Genomic DNA, 25,519 nt, shown 5'->3' on the forward strand with positions numbered 1-25,519 from the left:
GCCTCCTCGCGGTGCGGCCGAGCCCATCCGACGTAACCGGGCCTTTGCGGCGGCGATCCGCTCCGGGCTCGTCCCGGCCGGCAGCCGGTCGCTCCCCGCCCACGCTTCCCCGCTTATCACAGCAAGCTGGTAGGAAATACCGACATAACTGAGACGCGCCATCCCGCCATGTGGATGGGTCTTGACGCTGACCACGGCCTGGCCCACTCTTCCTACCAACTAAGTAGGAATACTGCGGATTGGATGGACGATGAGACGGCTCCCCCTGCGCCGGACGGTCACGCTGATGACCCTCGCCGCCCTCGGCGCGGCGACCCTGGGCAGCACCGCCGGGTGCGGCGACGACAGCGAGGGCGCGGGCGGCAGCTCCGGCCCGGTGACGCTGCGCCTCGGTTACTTCCCCAACATCACCCACGCGCCAGCGGTCGTCGGCGTGGAGAAGGGCATCTTCGCGGAGAAGCTCGGCACCGACGTCAAGCTGGACCCGAAGACCTTCAACGCCGGCCCGGCCGCCATCGAGGCGGTCTTCTCCGGCGCGCTGGACGCCACCTACATCGGTCCGAACCCGACGGTGAACGCTTTCTCCAAGTCCAAGGGCGAGGCCGTCCGGGTCATCTCCGGCGCGGCGTCCGGCGGCGTGGCGCTGGTGGTCAAGCCCGGCATCACGGACGCGCAGGGCCTGAAGGGCAAGAAGATCGCCACCCCGCAGCTGGGCAACACCCAGGACGTGGCGATCCGCTACTGGCTCAAGCAGCAGGGCCTCACCACCACCAAGGAGGGTGGCGGTGACGTCAAGATCGTGCCGCAGGAGAACGCCCAGACCATCGAGACGTTCAACAGTGGCGCGATCGACGGGGCCTGGGTGCCCGAGCCGTTCGTCTCCCGCCTGGTCAACGCCGGCGGCACGGTGCTGGTCGACGAGCGCGACCTGTGGCCGGACAAGAAGTTCGTCATCACCAACCTGCTGGTGAGCACGAAGTTCCTCAAGGCGCACCCGGACGTGGTGCAGAAGCTGGTCGACGGCCAGGTAGCCGCCAACGAGTTCGTCAACACCAAGCCGGAGGAGGCGCAGCAGGCCATCTCCGACGCGATCGGCAAGATCACCGGCAAGCCGCTGGACCTGAAGCTGATCAAGCAGGCGTGGCCGACGTTGGAGTTCACCAACGACCCGATCCCGTCCTCCCTCAAGGCCGGGCTCGACCACGCCGTCGACGTGCAGCTGACCGAGCCGGTTGACCTCAAGGGCCTGTACGACCTGAAGTACCTCAACAACGCGCTGAAGGCCGCCGGCAAGCCCGAGGTCGTCCAGCCATGACGTCGACCACGACGACGCCGGAGAGCGCGACCACAGCGGTCGCGCTCTCCGGCGTGACCAAGGTGTACGGACGCGGGGCGAGCGCCGTCCTGGCCCTGGACGGTGTGTCACTGGACGTCGCGCCCGGCGAGTTCGTCTGCCTGGTCGGCGCGTCCGGCTGCGGCAAGAGCACCCTGCTCAACCTGGTGGCCGGGCTGGACCGGGTCAGCGGTGGCCAGATCACCCTGGCCGGCGACGTCAACCCGGGCCTGATGTTCCAGGAACCGGCGCTCTTTCCGTGGCTGACCGTCGACGCCAACGTGGAGGTCCCCCTCAAGCTGCGCCGGCTCCCCCGGGCCCAACGCCGCGAGCGGGTCGCCGAACTGCTGCGGACGGTGCACCTGGGCGACTTCGGCCGCAAGCGCCCGCACGAGCTCTCCGGCGGGATGCGGCAACGGGTCGCGCTGGCCCGCACGTTGGCCCTGGACACCCCGGTGTTGCTGATGGACGAGCCGTTCGGCGCGCTGGACGCGATGACCCGGGACATCCTGCACGACGAGCTGGAACGGATCTGGTCCGAGCGCCAACTCTCGGTGCTCTTCGTGACGCACAACGTCCGCGAGGCGGCCCGACTGGCCGACCGGATCATCCTGCTCTCCAGCCGACCCGGCCGGATCATCTACTCCACCGAGGTGACCATCCCGCGTCCCCGTCGGATCGACTCCCCCGAGGTCGCGGCCATCGCCGCCGAGGTCACCGAGCGGCTCCGTACGGAGGTGGGCCGCCATGGCCAGTGACACCCTCACCAGTTCGGCGCGTACCGACGCCGAGATCACCGGCCTGGACGCGCTGGAGATCGCCGGTCGGGACAAGGACGTCTCCCGGGGCGCCCGCCTCTGGGCGGCCACCTGGCCCAAGCTCGCCGCGCTGGCCATCGCCATCGCCGCCTGGCAACTCGTGGTCCTCTCGGGCTGGAAGCCGCCGTACTCGCTGCCCGGCCCGCTGGAGGTCGGCCGCGAGCTGATGGCCCAGGCCCAGGGCCCGCAGCTCTGGGACGGCCTGGTCACCACGTTGCGCCGGGCCGCCCTCGGGTACGTCTTCTCGGTCGCCGTCGGCCTGCTGCTCGGCCTCGCGGTGGCCCGGTCCACCGTGCTGCGCGCCGCCATCGGCTCGATGATCACCGCGTTGCAGACCATGCCGTCGATCGCCTGGTTCCCGCTGGCCATCCTGCTCTTCGAGCTGAGCGAGAAGGCGATCTTCTTCGTGGTGGTGCTCGGAGCGGCACCGTCCATCGCCAACGGGGTGATCTCCGGAGTGGACTACGTGCCGCCGCTGCTGCTGCGCGCCGGCCGCAACCTGGGCGCCCGTGGGCTCAACCTCTACCGGTACGTCATCGCACCGGCCGCCCTGCCGGCGATCGTCGCCGGGCTCAAGCAGGGCTGGGCGTTCTCCTGGCGCAGCCTGATGGCCGGTGAGCTGCTCGTGGTCGGCATCTCGCAGACTTCACTCGGCGCCCAGCTCACCTACTCCCGCGAACTGTCCGACGCGCCCTGGCTGCTCTCCACGATGATCGTCATCCTGGTCGTCGGCCTGGTCGTGGACGCCGCGTTCGGCGCTGCGGACAAGGCGATCCGGCGTCGCTGGGGCGTACTGGACCAGGCTGGTCAGTGACGTGTTCGTCTCCGCGCGCAGCGACTACGCGCTCCGGGCGATGCTCGCCGTCGCCGCCGCCGGTGGTGGCGACGGCGACGGCGACAGGGCCGGCGAGTTGGTGAAGGCTGCCAGCCTGGCCGAGGTGCAGGGCATCCCGCTCAGCTTCCTGCAGGGCATCCTGCTCGACCTGCGCCGGGCCGGTCTGCTGCACAGCCACCGCGGTGCCGACGGCGGGTACGCGCTGACCCGCCCGCCGGAGGAGATCACCGTCGGGGACGTGCTGCGCGCGGTCGGCGGTTCGCTCACCACGGTGCGCGGCCTGCCGGCCGAGCGGGCCGACTATCACGGAGTGGCAGCGGGGCTCACCGACGTCTGGCTGGCGGTGCACGGGGCGATCGCCACCGTCGTCGACAGCACCACCCTCGCCAACCTGCTCACCCACGCCCCCACAACGTCCTGAGCGGCGACGGTGATGTGGTCGGGCCGGTGCCCCGCCGACCCGACCACACCTCGCACCGATCCTGACCGGGCCTGCCCCTCCGCCGGCACCGGTAGGCCGGTCGCTGCTCAGCCCACGTGTGCGTCCGCCGGGCCGGAGCCCGGGCCGCCAGGACTGTGCAGCTCCACCAGACCGGCGGGAGCATTGCCCGCCGGGGTGGCATGCCAGGGCGCGAAGGCCGCGACCATGGCGAGCAACAACCCGGCGAGCGCGACCGCGACCACCAGGATCAGTTCACGCAGTGCGCCCGAGCCGGCTTCGCCCGCCATGGTCACCCCTCCCGTGTCGGGCCCCCCGCCCGACTTCCCCCGTCCGTCAGCCTCGACCACCACCGGCCGGGGCGCAGTCGGCCAGCCGACCCAGCGGAGGCTGATTACCGACTCAGCCGAACGGGTGACCGCGCCCTCATCACGAGGCGGCTGGAACGGCCGACGATGGGCGGGAACGACACCGACCCGCCCAGCCGAAGCGGGACGGGTCGGTCGACGAGCGGAAGATCAGACGGTACGGGGGCGACGCGGGCGCCGGGAGCGTCCCGACGCGCGGTGCGCCGGCCGGGCGCCGCCGTCGGAGGCCGAGCCACCGGAGGTACGCGTCCGAGCGGCGGGCGCCGGCGGCGCGACGATGGTCACCGGCACGCCGGACGGCTCACGGGCACCGGTCACCCGGGCCAACGCCGCGTCACCCGGGCGCACCTGGACCGACTCCGGTCGGATGCCGGCGGTGGCCATCAGCCGGGACACGTCCCGGCGCTGCTCCGGCAGGACCAGGGTGACCACGGAACCGGACTCGCCGGCCCGGGCGGTACGGCCGCCCCGGTGCAGGTAGTCCTTCGCCTCGGTCGGCGGGTCCACGTTGACCACCATGTCCAGGCCATCCACGTGGATGCCACGGGCCGCCACGTCGGTGGCGACCAGGGCGGTCACCTGACCGTTGCGGAACTGCTCCAGGATCCGGGTGCGCTGCGGCTGGGACTTGCCGCCGTGCAGCGCGGCAGCGCGTACGCCCTTGGAGAGCAGCTGACGGGCCAGCCGGTCGGCGCGGTGCTTGGTGCCCATGAACAGGATGGTGCGGCCCTCGCGGGCGGCGATCCGGGTCAACGCGTCGGGCTTGTCAGCGGCGTCGACGTGCAACACGTGGTGGGTCATCGCGGTGACGGTCGCGGTGCCCGGGTCGACCGAGTGGGTGACCGGGTTGCTCAGGAAGCGGCGGACCAGCCGGTCCACGCCGCCGTCCAGGGTCGCGGAGAAAAGCATCCGCTGCCCCTGCGGCGCGACCTGCTCCAGCAGCTTGGTGACCTGCGGCAGGAAACCCATGTCGGCCATCTGGTCGGCCTCGTCGAGCACGGTGATCTCGACCTGGTCGAGCCGGGCGTCGCCACGGTTGATCAGGTCGTGCAGCCGGCCGGGGGTGGCGACGACCACCTCGGCACCGGCGCGCAGCGCGTCCGCCTGCCGTTGCAGCGACAGCCCGCCGACGACGGTGGCGCAGCGCAGCCCGACGGCGCGGGCGTACGGGGCCAGGGCGGTGGTGACCTGCTGGGCCAGTTCGCGGGTCGGCACCAGCACCAGGGCCAGCGGGCGACCCGGCCGGGCCTTACGGCCGGCGGTGCGCGACAGCAGTGGAAGCCCGAAGGCGAGGGTCTTGCCGGAGCCGGTACGGCCCCGGCCCAGCACGTCCCGGCCGGCGAGCGAGTCGGGCAGCGTCGCCGACTGGATCGGGAACGGCTCGGTGATGCCCTGCGCGGTCAGCGCGCTGAGCAGCGCCGGCGCCAGACCGGTATGGGCGAAAGACGGAATAACTGTGGTCATGCGGAAGCCTTCCTCGACGCGGCACGTGTCGAGGGAGGGCGCCGAAGTCGGCGCTGTCAACCGGCGGAAAGAGACCGCCAGGACTCACAAGCACGAACCGAAGGGAGTACAGGCCGGCCCGCCGCCGGGCCGCCGCCTGCGGACGCAGGCGACGGCGGGGCGGGCCGGTCCCGTCACCGTCACACCCGGAGGGCGCGACAGGTAATGCTGACCGATCCGAAGATCAGAGCGGGCGGATGTTCTCCGCCTGCGGGCCCTTCTGGCCCTGGGTCACCTCGAACTCGACCCGCTGGTTCTCGTCCAGGCTCCGGTAGCCGGAGGACTGGATCGCCGAGAAGTGGGCGAAGACGTCAGCGCCGCCGCCGTCCGGGGTGATGAAGCCGAAGCCCTTGTCAGCGTTGAACCACTTCACGGTGCCAATAGCCATGTGTTTCGTCTCCTTGACGGAACGTCGGACGCGCACTTGTTGCGCGCCCGAAGAGGAGCGCTCCGCGCGGGGATGCGCGAATCGCCTGTCGCTTCTGGTCGCCCCGCCCGGAGAACTCCGGACACAACAAAGAGCGCCTGGGGCCACAATCCCGCCAGGCGCACACAGAGTCTCTGGTAACCAAAACTGCAACCCGGTCAACCTACCACGGTTTTCCCCGCAGTGGTCAATGTTGGGCAGAATCCTCGGGCAACTGGGCGATCATGGCCGTGAGGCCCGCCACATCCAGCAGGTCGGCGGGTCGTACGGTCACCCCGTGCCGGACGTAGTGGAACGCCGCGCCCACCCGCTCGACCGGCACACCGGCCAGCTCCGCCCAGGCCAGCCGGTACACGGCCAGCTGCACGGCGGCCACCTCAGCCGCCGGCCCGGTGGGCTGCGCGCCGGTCTTCCAGTCGACAACGTCGAACCGGCCACCCGGCCGGGCGAAGACCGCGTCCATCCGGCCCCGTACCACCACCCCGGCGATCACCGTGGCGAACGGCACCTCCACCTCCACCGGTGACCGGTCGGCCCACTCGCTGGCCAGGAAGCGCTCCTGAAGCTCGACGAGCGCCTCGTCGGGAGCGGCGTCGGCGTCGGCGGCGCCGGGCAGCTCGTCCAGGTCCAACAGGCGGTCCGCGCCGAAGCGCTGCTCCAACCAGGCGTGGAAGGCGGTGCCCCGACGCGCGTACGGGTTGGGCTCGGTCGGCACCGGCCGGCGCAGCGTACGCGCCAGCGCCGCCGGATCGCGCCGCAACGCGACGAGCTGGGTGACGCTCAGCGCCCCGGGCAGCGCCACCTCGATCGCACCGGAGAGCCGGGTCAGCTCGGCACGCTCGGCCAGCAGCAGGTCCGCCTCACGCTGCCAGCGCGCCACCTCCGGGTCCACCTCCGGCTCGGCCGCCTCGACAGTCGAACCGGACGGCGTCACCGAGCCGGCCGCCGCCACCGACCCGGCGGGCACCGGGCCACTCGACCCGACCGGCCCGGGGAGCACCGACCCGACCGGCCCGGGGAGCACCGGCCCGACCGGTCCCGGGAGCGCCGGCCCGACCGGTCCCGGGAGCGCCGCCGCCGGACCGTCGGCCATCAGGCGACGCACCAGCCCGGCCGCCTCGGCCAGCGCCGGCCGGCGACCACCCAACGGGTCGGCCGGCCACTCCGCGCGGAGCACCACCTCGGCCGTGGGGTTCGTCGCGTCCGGGGTCGGCTCCGGTGCCCACACGTCGATCAGGTGCCCCGGCCCACCGTCGAGGCAGGCGTCGTACACCTCACGCAGGAAGACCGACGGACCTCGCGGTCGCTTCGTACCCTCCCCCCACCAGTAACCGGAGCAGAGCAGCAGCCGGCGCGGCCGGGTCACCGCCACGTACGTCAGCCGCCGTTCCTCCCGCTCGTCGTGGGCCCGCCAGGCGTCGGTGAAGTCGGTCACCGCCCGCGCCACGGCCCGCTGGTCGCCCGCCTCGTCGAGCGCCAACTCGGGCAGCCCGTCGGCGTCACCGCGCAGCGGGAACGGCAGCACGCCCAGCCCGCCCAACCAGTGGTCGGAGTTGCGGACCGGCCCCGGCCACAGCCCGCGACTGAGCCCGGCCACCGCCACCACGTCCCACTCCAGACCCTTGGCGGCGTGTGCGGTGACCACCTGCACCGCGCCCTCCACCACCTCGACCTCGCCCGGCGCCAGACCACGCTCCTCGTCCTCGGCGGCGGCCAGATAGGACAGGAAGCCGGACAGGGTGGCGCCGGGCGTCTCCCCGCTGAACCGGGCCGCCACGTCGCCGAGCGCGTCCAGGTGCCCCCGGGCCAGGCCCGCGTCGCCGGCGCCGTCACGGCCGGCCCGCACCGCGACCTCCACGTCCAGGCCGATAGTCCGCTCGATGTCCGCGATCAGGTCCGGCAGCGCCTGGTCCAGTCGGTAGCGCAGCAGCGCCAACTCCCGGCCGTACGCGCGCAGCCGCGCGAAACCCTCCGCCGAGTACGCCTGCGCCGGCCCGAGGTCGGCCAGCGCCTCCACCAGGGTCGCCTCGTCCAACAGGTCGGGGCTGATCTCCGCGCCGTCGTCGGCGGCCACCTGCCGCCGGGCTTTCGCGATGGCCCGGGCCCGCCGGTGCAGCGCCACCAGGTCACGCGGCCCGATCCGCCAACGGGCACCGGTGAGCAGCCGCAACAGCGCGGCCCCGTCGGTCGGGTCAGCCAGCACCCGCAACGTGCAGACCACGTCGCGCACCTCGGGAGTGTCCAGCAGGCCGCCCAGCCCCACCACCTCGACCGGCAGACCACGCTCGCGCAACGCCGACTCGATCGCCGGGATCTGGCTGCGTACCCGAACCAGCACGGCGGTCGTCGGGCGCCGCGCCACCGGGATGTGCTCCGGGGCCACGCCCGGCATCCCGGCCGCCCCACGCCACGCGGCCAGCACGCTGTCGGCGATCCAGTCGGCCTCGTCGGCGTACGTGGGCAGCATCGCGCAGTGCACGGTGCCCCCGGCCGCACCACCCGGGCTGCGGTGCGGGATCGGGTCCCGGACGGTCAACGCCGAGCGCAGCTCCGGCACCCGGGCACCCGCCGCCCGCAGCGGGGTGGAGAGCGCGTTCGCCACCCGGAGGATCTCCGGACGGTTGCGCCAACTCGTGGTGAGCCCCAGCGCCGGGGCCGGCTCACCGTCGGCGCGGGCGAACTCGGTCGGGAACCGGTCCAGGGTGCCCGCGCTGGCCCCCCGCCAGCCGTAGATCGACTGGCACGGGTCGCCCACCGCGGTCACCGGGTGCCCCCCACCGAACAGCGCGTTGAGCAACACCACCTGGGCGTGGCTGGTGTCCTGGTACTCGTCGAGCAACACCACCCGGAACCGGTCCCGCTCGATCGCGCCGACCGCCGGGTGGTCCCGGGCCACCCGCGCCGCCCGGGCGAGCTGGTCGGCGAAGTCCATCGCCTCGAAGTCCACCTTGCGCCGGGCGTACGCCCGCACCAACGGCAGCAGCCGCAAGCGGGTCTGCTGCAGGGTGAGCGCCTTGCGCACGTCGGCGTACACCCGACCCGGCCGGGACTGCACCTCGGCGAAGAACCGACCGGTCCAGGCCGCCAACTCGTCCGGCGCGACCAGGTGCTCGTCCAACTCCCCGGCGAGCGCCAGCACCGCGTCGGTGATGGTGCTCGGCATCCGGTCCACCTCGGACATGTCGCCGTCGTAGTTGCGCACCAGCAGGTCCACCAACTGCCAACGGGACGCTTCGGTGAGCAGCCGGGTGGACGGCTCGTAGCCGGCCCGCAGCCCGTGCTCGGTGACGATCCGCCCCGCGTACGAGTGGTAGGTGGAGACGGTGGGCTCACCGGCGAGCGGATCGTCCAACGGGTCCCGCCCCTGCCGACCGACGCGGCGGATCAGCTGGTCGAGCCGGGTCCGTACCCGATGGGCCAACTCGCCGGCCGCCTTGCGGGTGAAGGTCAGCCCGAGGATCTGCTCCGGCCGCACGTACGAGTTGGCCACCAGCCAGACCACCCGCGCGGCCATCGTCTCGGTCTTGCCCGACCCGGCACCGGCGACCACCAGCAGCGGCTCCACCGGAGCGGCGATGATCGCGGCCTGCTCCCGGGTGGGCGCCGGCAACCGCAGCAGCTTGGCCAGCTCCACCGGCGTGTACCGGGGGCCGGAGTCCGCGAGCCGCGGCGTCGGCGCGGGACCCGCGCCGAACAGGGTGGGCTGACTCACGGTGTCGTCACAGGCTGCAACACCGGCTCACTCCTCGCCCTCACGGTGCCGTCTTGGTTCGTGACTGCGGGGCTCGCAACACCGGCTCACTCCTCGCCCTCACTGGTGCGCCGGACGATGGGCGGCTCGACGACCTGGCGCCCCTGCCCGGAGACCGGGCAGCTGGTGCGCACCGGGCAGACCCGGCACTTCGAGTTGGCCACCGCCGCGAACGTGGCGGCTGCCATCGTATCGGCGGTTCGCCGGACCAGCGCGGTCGCCCAACCCGCCGCCGGCCCCTCGCTGGCCGCCGGTTGGTTCTGCTCCCTGGCGTCCTTGGCGGTGGTCCCCAGCTGCACCAGCGCGGCACCGCCGGACTCGTCACCGAACTCGGCGAACGCCCCCGCCTCCACCGCCGCCTGGTAGGCGCCAAGCTGCGGGTGCTCCGCCAGGTCGGCGCCGGTGACAGCGGTGGACTTGCCGGTCTTCAGGTCGATCACCACCAGCCGACCGGCCTCGTCGACCTCCAGCCGGTCGACCCGACCGGTCAGCTCGACGGGCCGGTGGGGATCGTCCAGGCGGACGGCGAACTCGTGCTCGATAGCGAGCAACCGACGCGGGTTGGTGGCCAGCCAGCGCAGCAGCTTGTCGACCATCGCCTCGGCGCGTTCCCGCTCCGGCCCGGCCATCCACCGGGCCGCCAGCTCGATCGCGTCGAACCGGGCGGCCACGTAGTCGAGCAGCGCGCCCCGGTCGGCACTGGCGTCCTCGGCGAGCATCGCGGCAGCGTGCACCAGGTTGCCCACCCCCTGCGCGGTGCTGGTCGGCCCGCTGCCGCCGTGCCGTTCCAACAGCCAGCGCAGGCTGCACCGCAGCGCGCTCTCCATGGCCGACGGGGTGACCCGCACCGGGTCGCCGTCGTCGACGAGCGGCCGGTCGTCGGAGAGCGCCCGCAACCCCCACCAGTCGTCGGGGTGCGCACCGGGCACTCCGGCGACGGCGAGCCGGGCCAGTTCGGCCGCCGCGGCGCGCCGCCGGGTCGCCGGGGCGGCCGGGTCGGTGATGGCGGTACGGAGTTCCGCCACCAATGCCGGCAGGGTCAGCGCCCGGGGTGGACGGGTCACCGGCAACGCCCCGGGCAGGTCCGGCTCGCCGTCGCCCGGCACACCGTCGTCAAGGGGCAGCCGCTCACCATGGGTGCCGCCGTCGCCGGAGCGAGCACCGTCGCCGTCGGGCCCGTGCGGACCGGAGGGCGTGCCACCGGAAGGGCCCTCGCGCCGCGGACCGGTGCGCGGGCCGGGCGGCGCGGTCGGGTCGGCCGGGCCGGCGCCGTTCGGCGGTCGAGGCGGCGTGGCGGGGATCAGCTCGTGCAGGAACCGGCTCGGCTGCTCCTCGTGATCGTCACCGCCGACGGCCGCCGACGCCACCGCGCTGACCAGCAACCGGTGCCGGGCCCGGCTGACGGCGACGTGGAAGAGCCGACGCTCCTCGTCCAGCAACGCCGAGGTCTGACCCACCACGTTCGCCGCTCTCGCGCCGTCGACCGACCGGCCGGCCAGCACGTCGACCAGCCGCTCGGAGCCGAGCAGGCTGCCGCGCAGCCGCAGGTCCGGCCAGATGCCCTCCTGCACGCCGGCCACCGCGACCAGGTCCCATTCCAGGCCCTTCGCCGCGTGCGCGGTGAGCAGGCGTACCGCCGCACCCCGGTCGGCGGTCGGCGCGATGGTGTCGGCCGGCAGATCCTGGGCGAGCACGTGATCGAGGAACACCTCGGTACGGGCGCCGGGCAGCCGGTCGGTGAACCGGGCCGCCGCGTCGAAGAGGACCAGCACGGCGTCCAGGTCACGGTCGGCCGCCTCGGCCCGCCGTCGCCGGGCCAGGTCACCCTCGCCGGCCTCCGGGCGGCCCTGGTTGATCGCGCCGGCCCAGCGTTCGGCGAGACCGCTGGCGTGCCAGACGGCCCAGAGCACGTCCTCGGCTGTCGAACCCGGCCGATCGGCGGCCTCGCGTGCGATGGCCAGCAGCCCGGCCACCGCCTGCGCCGGTTCCGCCCAGCGACGGTCGATGCCGGCCAACTCCTCCGGATCGCGCAACGCCTCGACGATCAGCTCACCGGAGGGGCGTCGGTCACCGGCAGCCAGCGCGAGCGCCCGCAGGCCCTGCCGCAGTCGCCGCTCGGCCAGCGGGTCCGCCCCGCCCAGCGGCGAGTGCAGCAGCGCGACAGCCGACTCCTCGTCGAGGCGTTCCGGCTCCAGTGCGCACCGCAGCAGGAGCAGCAGCGGCGCGACCGCCGGTTGCAGGTGCAGGGGCAGGTCCTCACCGTGCACCACTGTGGGCACCCCGGCCGCGTGCAACGCCCGTCGCAGGGTGGGCAGCTGCAACGCGGTGGACCGCACCAGCACCGCCATCCGGGACCAGGGCACGCCGTCGAGCAGGTGCGCCGAGCGCAGCGCGTGGGCCAACCAGGCGGCCTCGCTGGTCGCCGAGCGGAACGTGTGCACCTCGACCACACCGGGCGGCGCGTCCGGCAGCGGGTGCAGCCGGCGGTGCGCGGCCGGACCCCGCAGCCGGCGGCCCAGCCGGGCGATCGCCGCGAGCAGACCCGGCCCGGCCCGGTACGACGTGGTCAGCAGCACCTGCGCGGCGGGCGCACCGGAGGCCGTCCGGAACCGGTGCGTGAACGTCGTCACCCCGGCCGGGTCGGCGCCCCGGAAGGCGTACGTGGACGAGTCGGGGTCGGCGAACGCGACAAGCGACTTGCCGCCACCCGCGATGACGGAGAGCAGCTCCAGTTGGGCGGGGTCGGTGTCGGCCAACTCGTCGAGGTAGACGTGGGCGAGCCGGCGGCGCTCGGCGGCCAGCAACTCCTCGTCGTCGCGCAGCAGCCCGGTGGCCGCCCGGACCAGCTCCGCCGGATCGTACGCGATGGAGCCGCGGTTGCTGACGTCGCGCAGCGCGAGCACTGCCACGTACTCCCGCAGGAAGCGGGCGGCAGCGGGCCAGTCGGCGCGGCCGAGCTTCTCACCCAGCCGGGCCAGGTCGGCCGAGCCCACCCCGCGTTCGGCGGCGCGCATCAGCAGGTCACGCAGCTGGCCGGCGAACGCCCTGGTCCGCAGGGCGGGGCGCAGGTCGGTCGGCCAGCCGACCGGGTCGTCCTCGGGCTCCTCGCCCACCACGTCCAGCAGCTCGCGGATGATCAGATCCTGCTCGGGGCCGGTGAGCAGTCGGGGCGACGGTTCGCCCCGCTCGGCGGCGGCGCGGCGGAGCAACCCGAAGGCGTACGCCGGGAAGGTGCGCACCAGCGGCTCGCGCAACACGCGGTGGCCGTCCTGCGCGATGCGGGCCTCGATGCGCTGGCGCAGTGCGGTGGCGCCCCGGCGACTGAAGGTCAGCACGAGGATCCGTTCGGGGTCGACCCCGTCGGCCACCCGGGCGGCGACCGCCTCGACCAGCGTGCTGGTCTTGCCGGTGCCCGGGCCACCGAGGACGAGCATCGGCCCGTCGGTGTGCCCGACCACCTCGGCCTGCACCGGATCGGCCCGCCAGCCGCCGCCGACCGCAACCTCAGGCCCGACCGCAAGCTCGGCCCCACCAACGCCGGTGGACCCACCCGGGCGCGCGGACAGACCCGCCGCCCCGACACCACCCCCAGACGTGCCGCCGCTGGCAGGCACGGAAGCGCCGTCAGGCGTCGCCCCGTCCCCCCGCGCCGGCCCACCGGGCCGCCGCACCAACCGGTACGCCTGCATCAGCTCATCCCATCAGACCCATCCGACACCAACCCACCCACACCCCGACCCACCTCGTCGATCATGAAGTTAGCGGCGCGACACGCCGACAGCGACGTCGACAACTTCATGATCACCGCAGGGGGGTGGGAGGGGTTCGGGTCAGGTCAGGTGGGATTCGAGGATGTCCAGGGCCTCGGTGACGGTGGTGGTCACGGTCAGCAGGTCGCGGCCGGCGGGCTTCAGGAAGGTCTGGTCGGCCAGCGCGTCGAGCCAGTCCAGCAGGGGGCGGTAGAACCCGTCGGTGTCGATCAGCACCATCGGCTTGGCGTGCAGGGCGAGGGTGGCGGTCGTCCAGACCTCGAACAACTCGTCCAGCGTGCCCAGGCCGCCGGGCAGGGTGAGGAAGGCGTCCGACTTGTCGATCATCACGGTCTTGCGGGTGGCCATCGAGTCGGTCACCAGCAGCTCGTCCGAGGCCAGGTCGGCGACCTCCAGGTCGACCAGCGACTGCGGGATCACGCCGAGGGTACGCCCACCGGCGGATCGGGCGCCGTCGGCCAACGCGCCCATCATGCCGACGCAGCCACCGCCGCTGACCAGCGTGTGCCCGCGCCGGGCCAGCTCCGCACCGGTCTCGGCGGCCAGGTCCAACCAGCGCTGGTCGAGGGTACGAGACGAGGCGCAGAAGACGCAGATCGCCGCCATCAGTCGTGATCCCGGGGCTGCTCGGTGGCCTGAACGGCGGCGGCCTGCTGGTCCGCCCCGGTCCGGGCGACGGCCTCCTCGCGGACCGCCTCCTGCTCGGCGGAGAGCACGGCCTCCGCCTCGACGATGTACCGGACCGCCTCGTTGACCTCGTCGGTGAGACAGATGAGGTCCAGGTCGACCGGCCCGATCTTGCCGGTGGCGGCCATCGTGTCGCGCAGCCAGTCCAGCAGGCCCTGCCAGTACGCGACGCCCATCAGCACCACCGGGAACCGGGTGACCTTGCCGGTCTGCACCAGGGTGAGCGCCTCGAACAGCTCGTCCATGGTGCCGAACCCGCCGGGCAGCACGACGAACGCCTGGGCGTACTTGACGAACATCGTCTTGCGGGCGAAGAAGTAGCGGAAGTCGATGGCCAGGTCGACCCAGTCGTTGATGCCCTGCTCGAACGGAAGCTCGATGCCGAGGCCCACGGAGAGCCCGCCGGCCTCGCTGGCGCCGCGGTTGGCGGCCTCCATCACTCCGGGCCCACCACCGGTGATCACCGCGTAGCCGGCTCGGGCCAGCGCGCCACCCAACTCCTCGGCCAACTGGCACTCGGCGCTGTCCGGCGCGCTGCGCGCGGAGCCGAAGACGCTGACCGCCGACGGCACGTCGGCAAGGGTGTCGAAGCCCTCGACGAACTCGGCGAGGATGCGCAGCGCGCGCCAGGCGTCCTTGGTCTTCCAGTCGCCGCGCCCCCGCGAATCCAGCAGACGCTGGTCCGCGGTGCTGCTCGGGATCGCCCCCCTGCGCAGGGTGACCGCACCGCGATGCCGCTCCTGGCCCGGACCGCGACCGGCCTCCCGCCCGTTGCTCTGGCTCATGGAGCAACCGTAGTGGAGCAGCACCGGCCGGGTGCGCGGGGCGGGGACGCCGAGAAATTGTTCGCGATCAAGGGCAACTATTCGGCGCTCCCGTACGTCTTACTATTCACATACCGGGTATGCCCCGGCGCGCGCCTTCGGGGGAGGAGACAGCGTGATCAGCAACAGCGAGATGATCCGGATCCGTCGCCAGATGCAGCGACGGATCCGAGACGTGGTGGCCGAACGCCGCCGCGCCCGCCAGCAGAACCCGATCCCGACCTCCCCCACCCCGTCCGGAGCCGATCAAGAGGTTTGCGTCGCCGACAACGGGCCAGGCTGACGCAAACCTCTTGATCACCGGCGAAGGCGCGGGGGGCAGGGCCGGGTCAGGCGGGGGCCAGCCAGCGGTGCAGGGTTGCCGCGCCGTCGCGAATCTTGCTGATCTCGACGTGCTCGTCAGGGTGGTGGGCCAGGTTCGGGTCGCCGGGGCCGAAGTTCAGCGCGGGGATGCCCATCGCCGCGAACCGGGCCACGTCCGTCCATCCCAGCTTGCCGATCGGCGCGGCGCCGACCGCCGCCAGGAACTCCTTCGCGGGGGCCGCTTCGAGCCCGGGCGCGGCACCGGCAGCCATGTCGGTGACCGTCACCTCGAAGCCGGCGAAGACCTCCCGCAGGTGCGCCTCCGCCTCGGCCGGCGTGCGGTCCGGCGCGAACCGGTAGTTGACCTCGACCTCGCAGTGGTCGGGGACCACGTTGCCGGCCACCCCGCCGTTGATCCGTACCGCGTTCATGCCCTCGCGGTAGTCGCAACCGTCGATGGTGACCCGGCGGGCCTCGTACGTCTGGAGGCGTCGCAGCACCTCACCGGCGGCGTGGATGGCGTTCACCCCGTGCCAGGAGCGCGCCGAGTGGGCGCGTACCCCGGTCGTGGTGACCACCGAGCGCATGGTGCCCTGGCAGCCCGCCTCGACGATGCCGTAGGTCGGCTCCAGCAGCACCGCGAAGTCCGCCTGCAGCCACTCCGGGAACGCCTGGGCGACGAGGTTGAGGCCGTTGTACCGGGACTCGATCTCCTCGGCCTCGTAGAAGAAGTACGTGACGTCGTAGCGCGGCTCGGGCAGGGTGACCGCCAGGTGCAGCGCGTACGCGGTGCCGGACTTCATGTCGGAGGTGCCGCAGCCGTACATCAGGTCGCCGCGCATGGTCGACGGGAAGTTGTTGTTCAACGGCACCGTGTCGAGGTGCCCGGCCAGCACGACACGCTGCGGCCGACCGAGGTCGGTGCGCGCCATCACCGTGTTGCCGTGCCGGTGGGTGGTCAGGTGCGGTACGCCCCGCAGCACCTCCTCGACACAGTCGGCGATCGCCTTCTCGTTGAGGGACACGGACTCTATGTCGACCAGAGCGCGGGTCAGCTGCACCGGATCGGCGAGGACCTCGGGGGTCAGCGGGTTCTCCATGGTTCGCACGGTACCTTCAGGTCTGTCAGTGCGAGGAGCGAGCCGAGGTCAGCCCGGCCGTGACCGAGAGGTGTAACAGTGACGTCCGCAGATTCCGCCTGGGGCATCGGCCTGGCTACGGTCACCGCAGACGAGCAGGTGCTCGACACCTGGTACCCGACCGGCAAGCTGGGCCTGGGCGAGCTGCCGCTGGTCGCCGGCGAGGACAAGGCGGACGTGCTCGACCTGCCACCGGCCGCGCTGGGTGACCGGTCCCTGCCCGGTCTGCGTACCGTGCAGGTGGTCACCGTGATCGGCTCGCTGGACGACCCGATCAAGGACGCGTCCGACGCGTACCTCCGGTTGCACCTGCTCTCGCACCGCCTGGTGCGACCCAACCAGCTCAACCTGGACGGCATCTTCGGCAAGCTGGCCAACGTGGCCTGGACGTCCGCCGGGCCGTGCCCACCGGAGCGGGTGGACGAGCTGCGGGTGATCGAGCGGGCAGCCGGCCGGCACCTGTCGGTGTACGGGGTGGACAAGTTCCCCCGGATGACCGACTACGTGGTGCCCTCCGGGGTGCGGATCGCCGACGCCGACCGGGTCCGCCTGGGCGCGCACCTGGCCGCCGGCACCACCGTGATGCACGAGGGCTTCGTCAACTTCAACGCCGGCACCATCGGCACCTCGATGGTCGAGGGGCGGATCGTGCAGGGCGTGCTGGTCGGTGACGGTTCCGACATCGGCGGTGGGGCCTCCATCATGGGCACCCTCTCCGGCGGCGGCACCGACAAGATCAGCATCGGTGAGCGGAGCCTGGTCGGCGCGAACGCCGGCGTCGGGATCTCGCTCGGCGACGACTGTGTGGTCGAGGCCGGCTGCTACATCACCGCCGCGTCGAAGATCACGCTCCCCGACGGCCGGGTGGTCAAGGCCCGGGAGCTGTCCGGCGTCGACGGGCTGCTGTTCTGGCGCAACTCGGTCACCGGCGGGCTGGAGGCCCGGCCGCGCACCGGCCGGGGCATCGAGCTGAACGCCGCCCTGCACGCCAACGACTGACGGCCCCGCCGGGTCCGCGGCGTTCGGCCGCGGACCCGGACGGGGTACGCCTCAGCGCAACCGGTACGCCTGGATGATCCGTTGGGTCACCGTGTTACCGGCGGTGTCCCGGGCGGTGGCCCGCAGCGACACGTGGCCGGTGCCAGCCGGATGCCGCAACACCGCCGACCAGCCGTCGGCCGAGGTGCGGACCAGCTTCGCCCTGCCCCAGGTCTTCCCGCCGTCGTAGGAGACGTCGACGGTGAGCTTCTCCACCCGGGCGGTCGGCGCGCCGGGCTGCCGCTGCACCCGCACCGGGATGACGAAGCCCTGACCGGCCGGAGCGCTGTTGTCGACCCGCAGCGGCGGCGCGAAGCGCACCACCGACACGGGCAGTCGGGCCGGCGTGTCACCGGCGACGTGCCGCGACCGGAAGGTCCAGCTGGACTCCACCTCGGTGCTCAGGTCGGTGAAGCTGCGCTTCGCCGACGTGACGAGCCGGTAGTCCGCCTTGCCCGGTGGCACTGTGAACTCGCCGTAGCCGGCGTACTCGCTCTCGCCGACCAGTTTGCCGTTGCGCCAGAGCCTGGTCTGCGCGCTGTCGTTCAGTGAGCCGCCCGGGTGCCCGGCCGCGTCGCTGTGGATCGGCACGTCGACCACTATCGTGTCGCCGTCGCGGGTGATGCTCTGGTGCGGCCAGCGCGGCTTCGGGAACGACGGTCCGTACGGGCCCTGGTTCCAGATCTCCTGCACCGTCCGCCCGGCCCGGTACGCGGTGGGGACGGAGAAGAGCACCGTCTGCGGGTTCAACCAGCCCTCGTCGTCCACCGTCCCGAAGGCGACCTCGGACTCCCACGTCACGCCCTTGGTGTTGTAGTGCTCGACCCGCTGGCCGGGCACGGCGGTGGGCAGGATCAGGGCGGAGCCGCCGACGTTGTACTCCAGGACGGGGTACACGATCCGCTCGGCCTGCATGCCCGGGTAGCCGCCACGGAACCGGTGCACGACGGTTGCCAGGTCCCGTCGGGTGTAGTCGCGGACGAACCCGGTCGGCATCCGGCCGGGGATCGCTTCGGCCAGCGCGTACAGGTACGGGCTGTTGGTCGGGTCCGGCGTGGTCCACTGGCTGCTGACGGTGGCGACGAACCGGTCGGCGGGGCTCGGCTTGCCGAGCTGACCGCTGGTCAGGTCGGCGAACGTCTCGGCCCAGAGGCCGACGGTGTACCCGCTGCCGTCGGCGGCGGTGAAGTTGCCGCTGACGTCGATCAGGAGCGGAACGGCGGTCCGGTCCGGAATGGTCGTCCGCACCGGCTTGGCGCGGCGGGCGTCCACCACGATCCGGGTGTCCCGCTCGACTGTCACCTCGGGCTGCGCCAACAGGGACATCCCGCGCGGCTCATCCTCCGGGCCGGGCTCGAAGACCAGACCGCTGAGGCCGTAGCGCCCCTTGGGCACCCGCACGCTGGCCACCCCGTCGGAGCTGACCACGTCCCAGGCGCCGAAGGTGTCCATCCCGAGCAGCAGGGTCCAGTGGTCAGCGGTGCGCTCACCCGCCCGGTTCAGGTGCTCCACCGTCAGCGTGTAGCTCTCCACCTCCCGGTTCACGGCCAACGGGGTGACCGCGACCGCCGTCCCGGACCGGGCCACGATCCGCCCGGTCCAGTAGCCGTCGGCGTCGCCGAGGCGGGTGTCGGTGGTGACGGTCGTGGCGGCCGTGCCGCCGGCCGGCACAGTGAGTTGGTCGGCACCCAACTGGAACAGGCCGGCTGGCAGCGTGCGACCGCCGGGGCCGGCGCCCTCGACGCTCAGCTCCAGGGTGACCGCTGCCGGACCATCGTTGCGCCAGGTCACCGTGCGGGTGATCGGCGCGTCGTCATTGTGCGGCCAGAGCGCACGCCCGAACGAGACACTCACCGGGTCGGTGGTGACCTGCTGGGTGATCGCGTGCGCGACGTCGACCCGCCCGGCTCCCTGCTGGTAGGCGGTCTGCTCCGGGTGCGGCTTGGCGGCGGCCATCAGGGTGGCCTTGATCCGGTCGGCCCGCCATCCCGGGTGCTGCTGGGCCAGCAGCGCGGCCGACCCGGCCACGTGCGGGGTGGCCATCGAGGTGCCGGAGATGGTGACGTAACGGTCGTCGACCGGATCGCCGATGAAGCCGTTGGCGGACCGGGCGGCGACGATGTCGACGCCGGGCGCGGTGATGTCCGGCTTCAACGCGTCGTCGCCGACCCGAGGTCCCCGGCTGGAGAAGTCGGCCAGTTCGTCGTCCCGGTCCACCGCGCCCACGGCGAGCCCGGCGTCGGCGCTGGCCGGGGAGCCCACCGAGCCGTCCGAGCCGTCGTTGCCGGCGGCGAGAACGAAGAGGGTGCCGGTCTGCGCGGTCAGCGTCTGCACGGCCTCCTCCAGCGGGTCAACCTCGGGGGTGTCCCAGCCGCTGAGGCTCATGTTGACCACGGCGGCCTTCTTCTCGACAGCGGCCCACTGCATGCCGGCGAGGATCGCCGAATCGCTGCAGCCGGCGTCCTCACAGACCTTGCCGTCCAGCAGCGTCGCGTCCGGCGCCACACCCCGGTACTTGCCGCCGGAGGCCGCGCCGCTGCCCGCGATGGTCGAGGCCACGTGGGTGCCGTGGCCGACCGTGTCCCGAGCGTCGGTGGCCTCGGTGAAGTTGCGCGCCTCGGCCACCTTGCCGGCCAGGTCGGGGTGGGTCGCGTCGACGCCGGTGTCCAGCACCGCGACGGACACTCCCGCGCCGGTGAACCCGGCCGCCCAGGCGGCGGGCGCGCCGATCTGCGGCACGCTGTGGTCGAGGGTCACCCGTCGACGGCCGTCCAGCCAGATCCGTTCGACGCCCCCTGCCGCGTCGAGCCGGGCCCCAGCGGGACCGGTGGTCACCGTCTCCCAGACCGCGCCCAGGGAGGACTTGTCGCTGGCCAGCGCGGCGCCGCGAATCACCGGCAGGTCGCGGGTCAGCCGGGTGCCGGGCAGCGCGGCCGGGGCACGCCGGGCGGCACCCGTCGAGCCGTACGTCACCAGGAGCGGCAGGGTGTCGCGGTGGCCGTCGTCGTAACCCGCCTCGACCAGCCCGGTGACGTCGAAGAGTCGCCGGTCCACCCGGCCCGAGCGCAGCAACGGCAGCGCGTCCGTCGGCGTCACCGAGAGGCGTCCGCGCTCGCGCCGGACGAGGAACTGCACGCTCTCCCGGCCGGCGCCGGGCCGGACCGCGGCGCCGGAAGCGGTGACGGTGACCCGGTCACCGGTGATCAGCGTGACGGTGGTCGAGCGGTTGGCGGTGGGTCCACCCGGCGTGGCCTGTTGGCCGGTGCCGCCGGGTGGGGCGGGCGCGGCAGGCGCGGCCGAGACGGGGGCCGGCGTGGAGAGCGCCAGCGTGAGCACGAGACCGAGGGCGGCCAATCTTCTTGCCTGATGCAACGGATCCTCCTGGTCAAGCGTCTTTGATACATGGGAGTCGCATTGACAACCCACAATTGCATACTGGGTATGCAAAATGAAGTACAAAAAATGACGGACCCGCCACGAGCCGACGAACCGGGCCGGCATGATCGGGCGGTGACCTCCATGAAGGAGAAGATGCTCGCCGGCGAGCCGTACCTGGCCGACGATCCGGACATCGTCGCCGACCTGGCCCGGGCCGCCCGGCTGATGGAACGCTTCAACACCAGTCCCGCCGACGACCCCCAGGCCCGGATCGCGGCGCTGCGGGACCTCCTCGGCGAGCTGGGCGAGGACACCTGGGTCCGTCCACCGTTCTACTGCGACTACGGCTGGCAGATCCGAATCGGCCCGCGCAGCTTCGTCAACTACAACGCCGTCTTCCTCGACGTCGGCCGGATCACCCTCGGCGCGGACGTCCAGGTCGGCCCGAACGTGCAGCTGCTCACCCCGACACACCCGGTCGAGCCCGGCCCGCGACGGGACAAGTGGGAGGCGGCCCAACCGATCACCATCGGCGACAACGTGTGGCTCGGCGGTGGCGCGATCGTGCTGGCCGGCGTGACGATCGGCGTGAACACCGTCGTCGGGGCGGGCGCCGTGGTCACCCGGGACCTGCCCGGCAACGTCGTGGCGGTCGGCAACCCCGCCCGGCCTGTCCGTCAACTCGACTAGGGTGCGCCCTCAAGGGCCAACTTGAGCGGGAACACGGAGGACCACATGGGCACGATCCACATCGACCTGTTCGCGACACTCGACCTGGTCGCCCAGACGCCGGGCGGCCCCGAGGAGGACCCCGAAGGCTTCCCCTACGGAGGTTGGCAGGCACCCCTGCGGTGCTCCTGCGGTACGGCCTCGCCGCCGGGACGCCCGGCACCGGGGACATGAGCCGCCCGGGACGCGGCGTCGAGCAGTAGCGCGTCCCGACTGACCCGCGGTCAGGCCGGCGGGGGCTCCGACAGGCGGACCACCAGGTCAGCCCGGTCGGCGGTGGGGGTGATCAGGGCCGCGTTCGACTCATCGCTGCCCAGCGCCCACGCCCGCGCCTGCTCCGGGGACCTACCGAACGCCTCGTGCCGGGCGGTCAGCCGGCGGTGCCGCACCTCGGCCTCCAGGTCGAGAAACCACGCCTCGTGCAGCAGCGGTCGGATCTCCTGCCAGGGGAAATCCCGCAACAACAGGTAGTTGCCCTCGGTCACCACCAACCGGACCGAGGGCAGCACCTCGATGGCACCGGCCACCGGCTCCTCCAACTCCCGGCGGAACTCCGGGGCGTAGACCGACGTCGGCTCCAGCCGGTGCAACCGGCGCAGCAGCGAGACGTACCCGTTGACGTCGAAGGTGTCCACTGCGCCCTTGCGGTCGGCGCGGCCCAGGCGGACCAGCTGCGCCTGCGCCAGGTGGAAGCCGTCCATCGGCACCAGACAGGCGGCCGACCCGACCTCGGCGACGATCCGTTCCGCCAGGGTGGACTTCCCGGCCCCTGGCGCGCCAGCGATGCCGAGCAGCTGTCGCGGGCCCGCCTCGGCGAGCGCCTTCGCCCGCGCCACCAGCTCGTTGACGGAGAGCACCCGGGCCGGCGGCATCAGCCCAGAACCGGGTCGCTGATGGTGAACCGCGCCTGAACGGCCGCCTGCACGGTCTGCGGCTGCGGGTCCAGCTGAAGCTCCGGCGGACCGCCCGCGTCGACGCCCCCGGCGAAGGCCGCGCGGGCGAACATCGGCCGGTCGACGGGGCCCGCGTCGGCCAGCTCGATCAACGAGGTGACCTGCGCGCCCAGCGCCTCCGCGTACTCCCGGGCGCGCAGCAGCGCGTCGCCGATCGCGGCGTGCCGGGCCGCACGATGGGCGGGGCTGTCCGGACGGAGCTCCCACCACGGGCCGGCCACCTCGACCTGGTCCTGGTCGGCGAGCCGGAGCATCAGCTCACCCAGCGCGGTGAAGTCGGTGACGGTGACGGTGGTGGTGACACTGCCGTGCCAGGCGACCACCCGCTCACCCGAGCGCCGGGTCTCCGGCCACACCCGCAGGTCGCCGGTCTCCCGCCGGGCCACCGCCGGCCCGGAGCCGTCCAACAGCACCCGGACCGCCGCGGCCCGCTCGGCCAACCGGGTCAGCGTCGCCTCCCGGTCCCGGTCGCGGGCTGTCGCGGTGACCGCGAACCGGGCCAGCTCGGGCGGCACCTCCTGGTACGCCTCGCCGCGCACCTGCACCACCGGACCGTCCACCGCCATGCCCTCAGCCTAGTCAGCCACGGGACGACGCGCCGCGTAGGAGACAGTGTCCGCGTTGACGTGCAGGCCGCTCAGATGGCCGCCGTTCACCCCCAGCTCCCGCAGCCAGGACACCTCTTCGGCGTGGTCACCACCGGCCGGGAACCGCCTGTCGTCCGCGTCGAACCGCCGGTCGCGCAGAGCCGCGCGGGCGGCGCGCGCCTCGTCGTAGTGGGCGGTGAGCCCGGCGGCGTCGTCGGCGCGCAGCGCGGTGGTCAGGTCGTTCAGGAACGTGGTGACCTCGGCCAGCTCTCGCAGCACCCGGTCCCGGTTGCCCAGCAGCATGTTGGCGGTCCGATCGGCCGGGGTCCCGGCGACCCGGGTGCCGTCGGAGAAGCTGCCGGCGGCGAGCGCGAGTATCGCGTCGCGCAGTGGTGCGCGCTGCACCGCACCGGCCAGCGCGCCGGCGAGCAGGTGCGGCACGTGTGAGGCGAGCGCGGCGGCCGAGTCGTGCTCGGTGGCCGACATCGGCACCACCCGGGCCTCGAAGTGCTCCACCAGCAGCGCGGCCAGCCAGCGGAACGCGGTGATCGCCGGCCCGGGGGCCGGACAGAGCACCCAGGCCGCGCCGGTGAGCAGGTCCGCCCGCGCGGCGGTCAGGCCGGCCCGGTCGGTGCCCGCCATCGGATGGCCGGGCACGAACCGGTGCGTCAGCCCCTGCGCGGCGGCGAACGCCGCCACCTGTTCCTTGGTGCTGCCGACGTCGGTCAGCACACACCGCTCACCGGTCATCGCCGCCACCTCGACCAGCGTCGACGGCAGGGTGGGCAGCGGCCCGCACAGGAAGACCACGTCGCGGTCGGCCACCGCCTCGACCAGTCGGTCCGGCGCGGGTACGCCCGCCCGTCGGGTCTCCCGCCGGGTGGCCTCGTCCGGGTCCCACCCGACCACGTCGATGCCGGCGGCCACCAGCCGGAGCAGCACCGAGCCACCGATCAGGCCGGTGCCGACCACCGCCGCCCGCACCCGCGCACCTGGCCTGTCCACCATCCGCACACCTCGATGTTCCTGCTGGGCTCGCGGGGCCGCGACGGCCCCGACCAGGTCCGGCGCCGAGGATATCGGTCGGCTCGGGCTGGTCGTCGCGCCGCGGACCCGGGACGGCTCGACCCGCCCGGACCGCGTTCAGGCCAGGCGCGCGGCGACGGCGGCGACGTGCTCGTCGGACTCGGTCAGGGCGACGCGGACATGCTGCCCGGCCGTGGGGCCGTAGAAGACGCCGGCAGCGACCAGGATGCCGCGTCGGGCCAGCCAGTCGACCGTCTGCCAGCAGTCCTCACCTCTGGTCAGCCAGAGGTACAGGCCCGCCTCGGAGTGCTCGACGGTGAACCCGGCACCGGTGAACGCCGCGGTGAGCACCTCCCGCCGGGCGCGGTAACGCTCCCGCTGCTCCTCGGCGTGTCGCTCGTCCTCCAACGCTGCCACCATGGCCGCCTGCACCGGCGCGGGCACGATCATGCCGGCGTGCTTACGCACCTTGAGCAGCTCGGCGACGAGCGCCGGGTCGCCGGCGACGAACCCAGCTCGGTAGCCGGCGAGGTTGGACCGCTTGGAGAGCGAGTGCACGGCCAGCACCCCGGCATAGCTGCCCCCGCTGACCTGCGGAGACAGCACCGAAACCGGGTCGGCCGACCAGCCCAGGGGCAGGTAGCACTCGTCGCTCGCGACGACAGCGCCCCGCTCGCGGGCCCAGTCGACCACCTTGCGCAGGTGCGCCGCGGGCAGCACCCGGCCGGTCGGGTTGCCGGGCGAGTTGACCCAGACCAGCCGGACCCGTGGGGTCGGCCCGAGCGAGGTGAGCGAGTCGGTACGGACGACGGTGGCGCCGGCCAGCCGGGCGCCATCCTCGTAGGTGGGGTACGCGATCGACGGCACCACCACCACGTCCCCCGGACCGATCCCGAGCAGCGTCGGCAGCCAGGCCACCAGCTCCTTCGAGCCGATGGTCGGCAGCACACCGAGACCGTCGACGCCAGCGCCACAGGCCCGGGACACCCACGCCGCGATGGCGGCCCGCAACGCCGGGGTGCCGGCGGTCAGCGGGTAACCGGGAGCGTCGGACGCGTCAGCCAACGCCCGCCGGATCACCTGGGGCACCGGGTCGACCGGCGTACCCATGGAGAGGTTGATCAGGCCCTCCGGATGCGCCGCGGCCAGCGTGGCCGCGGCGTCCAGGGTGTCCCAGGTGAACTCGGGCAGCCGCGACGAGACCGGCGCGGGCCGGTTCAGTGGCCCTCGCCGCGCGGCGGCTGCGCGGCGACGAAGGTGGCGTCCTTCTCCACCTTGCCGATCTTCGAGGCACCACCGGGCGAGCCCAGGTCCTCGAAGAACTCGTAGTTCGCGCCGGTGTAGTCCTTCCACTGCTCCGGGACGTCGTCCTCGTAGAAGATCGCCTCCACAGGGCAGACGGGCTCACAGGCACCACAGTCGACGCACTCGTCGGGGTGGATGTAGAGCATCCGGTTGCCCTCGTAAATGCAGTCGACCGGGCACTCCTCGATGCATGCCTTGTCGAGCACATCTACGCACGGCTCGGCGATGATGTAGGTCACCGGTCTTCTCCTCCGCAAGACTCGCCGCGATCTCCCGCGACGGTAAGAGCCTAGTATCTCGCCGGGG

Annotated in this window: 22 protein-coding genes; 8 read left to right on the forward strand and 14 right to left on the reverse strand. The window is 73.0% G+C overall.

Translation table 11 applies throughout. The features are described from left to right. The first annotated feature begins 250 nt into the window (after positions 1–250). The 4 genes from QCZ28_RS30070 to QCZ28_RS30085 are packed head-to-tail and all read left to right on the forward strand — an operon-like array spanning position 251 to position 3,407. Complete coding sequence (locus QCZ28_RS30070; protein ID WP_279519774.1) at positions 251–1,315, forward strand: ABC transporter substrate-binding protein; 1,065 nt, start codon at positions 251–253, stop codon at positions 1,313–1,315. Next, on the forward strand, positions 1,312–2,091 hold the full coding sequence (locus tag QCZ28_RS30075; RefSeq protein WP_279519775.1) for an ABC transporter ATP-binding protein: 780 nt from the start codon (positions 1,312–1,314) through the stop codon (positions 2,089–2,091). The genes QCZ28_RS30070 and QCZ28_RS30075 overlap by 4 nt, the downstream gene beginning before the upstream one ends. Then, entirely contained in the window at positions 2,081–2,965 is an 885-nt protein-coding gene (locus QCZ28_RS30080; protein ID WP_279519776.1) for an ABC transporter permease, read from the forward strand. Before QCZ28_RS30075 ends, QCZ28_RS30080 begins: the two co-directional genes overlap by 11 nt. A 1-nt stretch (position 2,966) precedes the next feature. Beyond that, positions 2,967–3,407 carry an Rrf2 family transcriptional regulator gene (locus QCZ28_RS30085; RefSeq protein ID WP_279519777.1) on the forward strand — a complete coding sequence of 147 codons (441 nt, stop codon included), beginning with the start codon at positions 2,967–2,969 and terminating at the stop codon, positions 3,405–3,407. 107 nt (positions 3,408–3,514) lie between these two features. On the opposite strand, the gene QCZ28_RS30090 is transcribed toward QCZ28_RS30085, so the two are convergent. The 7 genes from QCZ28_RS30090 to QCZ28_RS30120 form a co-directional block, all read right to left on the reverse strand. Next, a complete protein-coding gene (locus QCZ28_RS30090; RefSeq protein ID WP_036412564.1) occupies positions 3,515–3,715 on the reverse strand; it encodes a hypothetical protein in 201 nt (66 codons plus the stop codon). Between the two features lie 228 nt (positions 3,716–3,943). Further along, positions 3,944–5,257, reverse strand: a complete 1,314-nt coding sequence (locus QCZ28_RS30095; protein ID WP_279519778.1) for a DEAD/DEAH box helicase — start codon at positions 5,255–5,257, stop codon at positions 3,944–3,946. A gap of 223 nt (positions 5,258–5,480) precedes the next feature. After that, positions 5,481–5,684, reverse strand: a complete 204-nt coding sequence (locus tag QCZ28_RS30100) for a cold-shock protein (protein ID WP_007464836.1) — start codon at positions 5,682–5,684, stop codon at positions 5,481–5,483. Between the two features lie 226 nt (positions 5,685–5,910). Beyond that, positions 5,911–9,435, reverse strand: a complete 3,525-nt coding sequence (locus QCZ28_RS30105; RefSeq protein ID WP_279519779.1) for a UvrD-helicase domain-containing protein — start codon at positions 9,433–9,435, stop codon at positions 5,911–5,913. An 86-nt stretch (positions 9,436–9,521) separates the two neighbouring features. Then, positions 9,522–13,163, reverse strand: a complete 3,642-nt coding sequence (locus QCZ28_RS30110) for a PD-(D/E)XK nuclease family protein (RefSeq protein WP_279519780.1) — start codon at positions 13,161–13,163, stop codon at positions 9,522–9,524. Between the two features lie 141 nt (positions 13,164–13,304). Beyond that, positions 13,305–13,850, reverse strand: a complete 546-nt coding sequence (locus tag QCZ28_RS30115; protein ID WP_279519781.1) for a TIGR00730 family Rossman fold protein — start codon at positions 13,848–13,850, stop codon at positions 13,305–13,307. Next, positions 13,850–14,716, reverse strand: a complete 867-nt coding sequence (locus tag QCZ28_RS30120) for a TIGR00730 family Rossman fold protein (RefSeq protein WP_279519782.1) — start codon at positions 14,714–14,716, stop codon at positions 13,850–13,852. The genes QCZ28_RS30115 and QCZ28_RS30120 overlap by 1 nt, the downstream gene beginning before the upstream one ends. A gap of 154 nt (positions 14,717–14,870) precedes the next feature. Between QCZ28_RS30120 and QCZ28_RS30125 the strand changes: the two genes are divergently transcribed. Next, entirely contained in the window at positions 14,871–15,038 is a 168-nt protein-coding gene (locus tag QCZ28_RS30125) for a hypothetical protein (RefSeq protein WP_279519783.1), read from the forward strand. 46 nt (positions 15,039–15,084) lie between these two features. Here the strand turns inward: QCZ28_RS30125 and dapE are convergent, their stop codons facing one another. Further along, positions 15,085–16,158, reverse strand: a complete 1,074-nt coding sequence (gene dapE / locus QCZ28_RS30130) for a succinyl-diaminopimelate desuccinylase (RefSeq protein ID WP_279519784.1) — start codon at positions 16,156–16,158, stop codon at positions 15,085–15,087. Positions 16,159–16,236: 78 nt separating this feature from the next. On the opposite strand from dapE, the gene dapD reads away from it, so the two are divergent. Next, complete coding sequence (gene dapD / locus QCZ28_RS30135; RefSeq protein WP_279519785.1) at positions 16,237–17,196, forward strand: 2,3,4,5-tetrahydropyridine-2,6-dicarboxylate N-succinyltransferase; 960 nt, start codon at positions 16,237–16,239, stop codon at positions 17,194–17,196. Positions 17,197–17,247: 51 nt separating this feature from the next. Here the strand turns inward: dapD and QCZ28_RS30140 are convergent, their stop codons facing one another. Then, complete coding sequence (locus QCZ28_RS30140; RefSeq protein ID WP_279519786.1) at positions 17,248–20,607, reverse strand: S8 family serine peptidase; 3,360 nt, start codon at positions 20,605–20,607, stop codon at positions 17,248–17,250. Positions 20,608–20,745: 138 nt separating this feature from the next. Here QCZ28_RS30140 and QCZ28_RS30145 point away from each other — a divergent pair, with 138 nt between their 5' ends. After that, positions 20,746–21,303: a sugar O-acetyltransferase gene (locus QCZ28_RS30145; RefSeq protein WP_279519787.1), complete on the forward strand. Its 558-nt coding sequence runs from the start codon at positions 20,746–20,748 to the stop codon at positions 21,301–21,303. A 45-nt stretch (positions 21,304–21,348) separates the two neighbouring features. Continuing rightward, positions 21,349–21,516: a hypothetical protein gene (locus QCZ28_RS30150; protein WP_279519788.1), complete on the forward strand. Its 168-nt coding sequence runs from the start codon at positions 21,349–21,351 to the stop codon at positions 21,514–21,516. A gap of 50 nt (positions 21,517–21,566) precedes the next feature. On the opposite strand, the gene QCZ28_RS30155 is transcribed toward QCZ28_RS30150, so the two are convergent. The 5 genes from QCZ28_RS30155 to fdxA all read right to left on the reverse strand — a co-directional run bounded on the left by QCZ28_RS30155 (position 21,567) and on the right by fdxA (position 25,452). Next, positions 21,567–22,214 carry a nucleoside/nucleotide kinase family protein gene (locus QCZ28_RS30155; protein ID WP_279519789.1) on the reverse strand — a complete coding sequence of 216 codons (648 nt, stop codon included), beginning with the start codon at positions 22,212–22,214 and terminating at the stop codon, positions 21,567–21,569. Next, positions 22,214–22,861, reverse strand: coding sequence for an SIMPL domain-containing protein (locus QCZ28_RS30160; protein WP_279519790.1), 648 nt, complete (start codon positions 22,859–22,861; stop codon positions 22,214–22,216). The genes QCZ28_RS30155 and QCZ28_RS30160 overlap by 1 nt, the downstream gene beginning before the upstream one ends. Positions 22,862–22,870: 9 nt before the next feature. After that, a complete protein-coding gene (locus QCZ28_RS30165) occupies positions 22,871–23,890 on the reverse strand; it encodes a prephenate dehydrogenase/arogenate dehydrogenase family protein (protein WP_279519791.1) in 1,020 nt (339 codons plus the stop codon). 135 nt (positions 23,891–24,025) lie between these two features. Then, the gene (dapC, locus tag QCZ28_RS30170; protein ID WP_279519811.1) at positions 24,026–25,129 is read right to left on the reverse strand and encodes a succinyldiaminopimelate transaminase; all 1,104 of its coding nucleotides are present in this window, start codon (positions 25,127–25,129) and stop codon (positions 24,026–24,028) included. Beyond that, on the reverse strand, positions 25,126–25,452 hold the full coding sequence (fdxA, locus tag QCZ28_RS30175; protein ID WP_007464872.1) for a ferredoxin: 327 nt from the start codon (positions 25,450–25,452) through the stop codon (positions 25,126–25,128). The genes dapC and fdxA overlap by 4 nt, the downstream gene beginning before the upstream one ends. Between the last annotated feature and the right edge of the window lie 67 nt (positions 25,453–25,519).

The sequence above is a fragment of the Micromonospora sp. DH14 genome, from assembly GCF_029809455.1.
GTDB classification, from domain to species: Bacteria; Actinomycetota; Actinomycetes; order Mycobacteriales; family Micromonosporaceae; genus Micromonospora; species Micromonospora parva.

What these genes read in the sequence shown, in the direction of transcription:
- QCZ28_RS30070 (WP_279519774.1), top strand. Translation starts at nt 251, where the DNA reads ATGAGACGGCTCCCCCTGCGCCGGACGGTCACGCTGATGACCCTCGCC.
- QCZ28_RS30120 (WP_279519782.1), bottom strand. Translation starts at nt 14,716, where the DNA reads ATGAGCCAGAGCAACGGGCGGGAGGCCGGTCGCGGTCCGGGCCAGGAG.
- QCZ28_RS30160 (WP_279519790.1), bottom strand. Translation starts at nt 22,861, where the DNA reads ATGGCGGTGGACGGTCCGGTGGTGCAGGTGCGCGGCGAGGCGTACCAG.
- QCZ28_RS30155 (WP_279519789.1), bottom strand. Translation starts at nt 22,214, where the DNA reads ATGCCGCCGGCCCGGGTGCTCTCCGTCAACGAGCTGGTGGCGCGGGCG.
- QCZ28_RS30115 (WP_279519781.1), bottom strand. Translation starts at nt 13,850, where the DNA reads ATGGCGGCGATCTGCGTCTTCTGCGCCTCGTCTCGTACCCTCGACCAG.
- QCZ28_RS30100 (WP_007464836.1), bottom strand. Translation starts at nt 5,684, where the DNA reads ATGGCTATTGGCACCGTGAAGTGGTTCAACGCTGACAAGGGCTTCGGC.
- dapE (WP_279519784.1), bottom strand. Translation starts at nt 16,158, where the DNA reads ATGGAGAACCCGCTGACCCCCGAGGTCCTCGCCGATCCGGTGCAGCTG.
- QCZ28_RS30150 (WP_279519788.1), top strand. Translation starts at nt 21,349, where the DNA reads ATGGGCACGATCCACATCGACCTGTTCGCGACACTCGACCTGGTCGCC.
- QCZ28_RS30080 (WP_279519776.1), top strand. Translation starts at nt 2,081, where the DNA reads ATGGCCAGTGACACCCTCACCAGTTCGGCGCGTACCGACGCCGAGATC.
- QCZ28_RS30165 (WP_279519791.1), bottom strand. Translation starts at nt 23,890, where the DNA reads ATGGTGGACAGGCCAGGTGCGCGGGTGCGGGCGGCGGTGGTCGGCACC.
- QCZ28_RS30090 (WP_036412564.1), bottom strand. Translation starts at nt 3,715, where the DNA reads ATGGCGGGCGAAGCCGGCTCGGGCGCACTGCGTGAACTGATCCTGGTG.
- QCZ28_RS30095 (WP_279519778.1), bottom strand. Translation starts at nt 5,257, where the DNA reads ATGACCACAGTTATTCCGTCTTTCGCCCATACCGGTCTGGCGCCGGCG.
- QCZ28_RS30110 (WP_279519780.1), bottom strand. Translation starts at nt 13,163, where the DNA reads ATGCAGGCGTACCGGTTGGTGCGGCGGCCCGGTGGGCCGGCGCGGGGG.
- QCZ28_RS30075 (WP_279519775.1), top strand. Translation starts at nt 1,312, where the DNA reads ATGACGTCGACCACGACGACGCCGGAGAGCGCGACCACAGCGGTCGCG.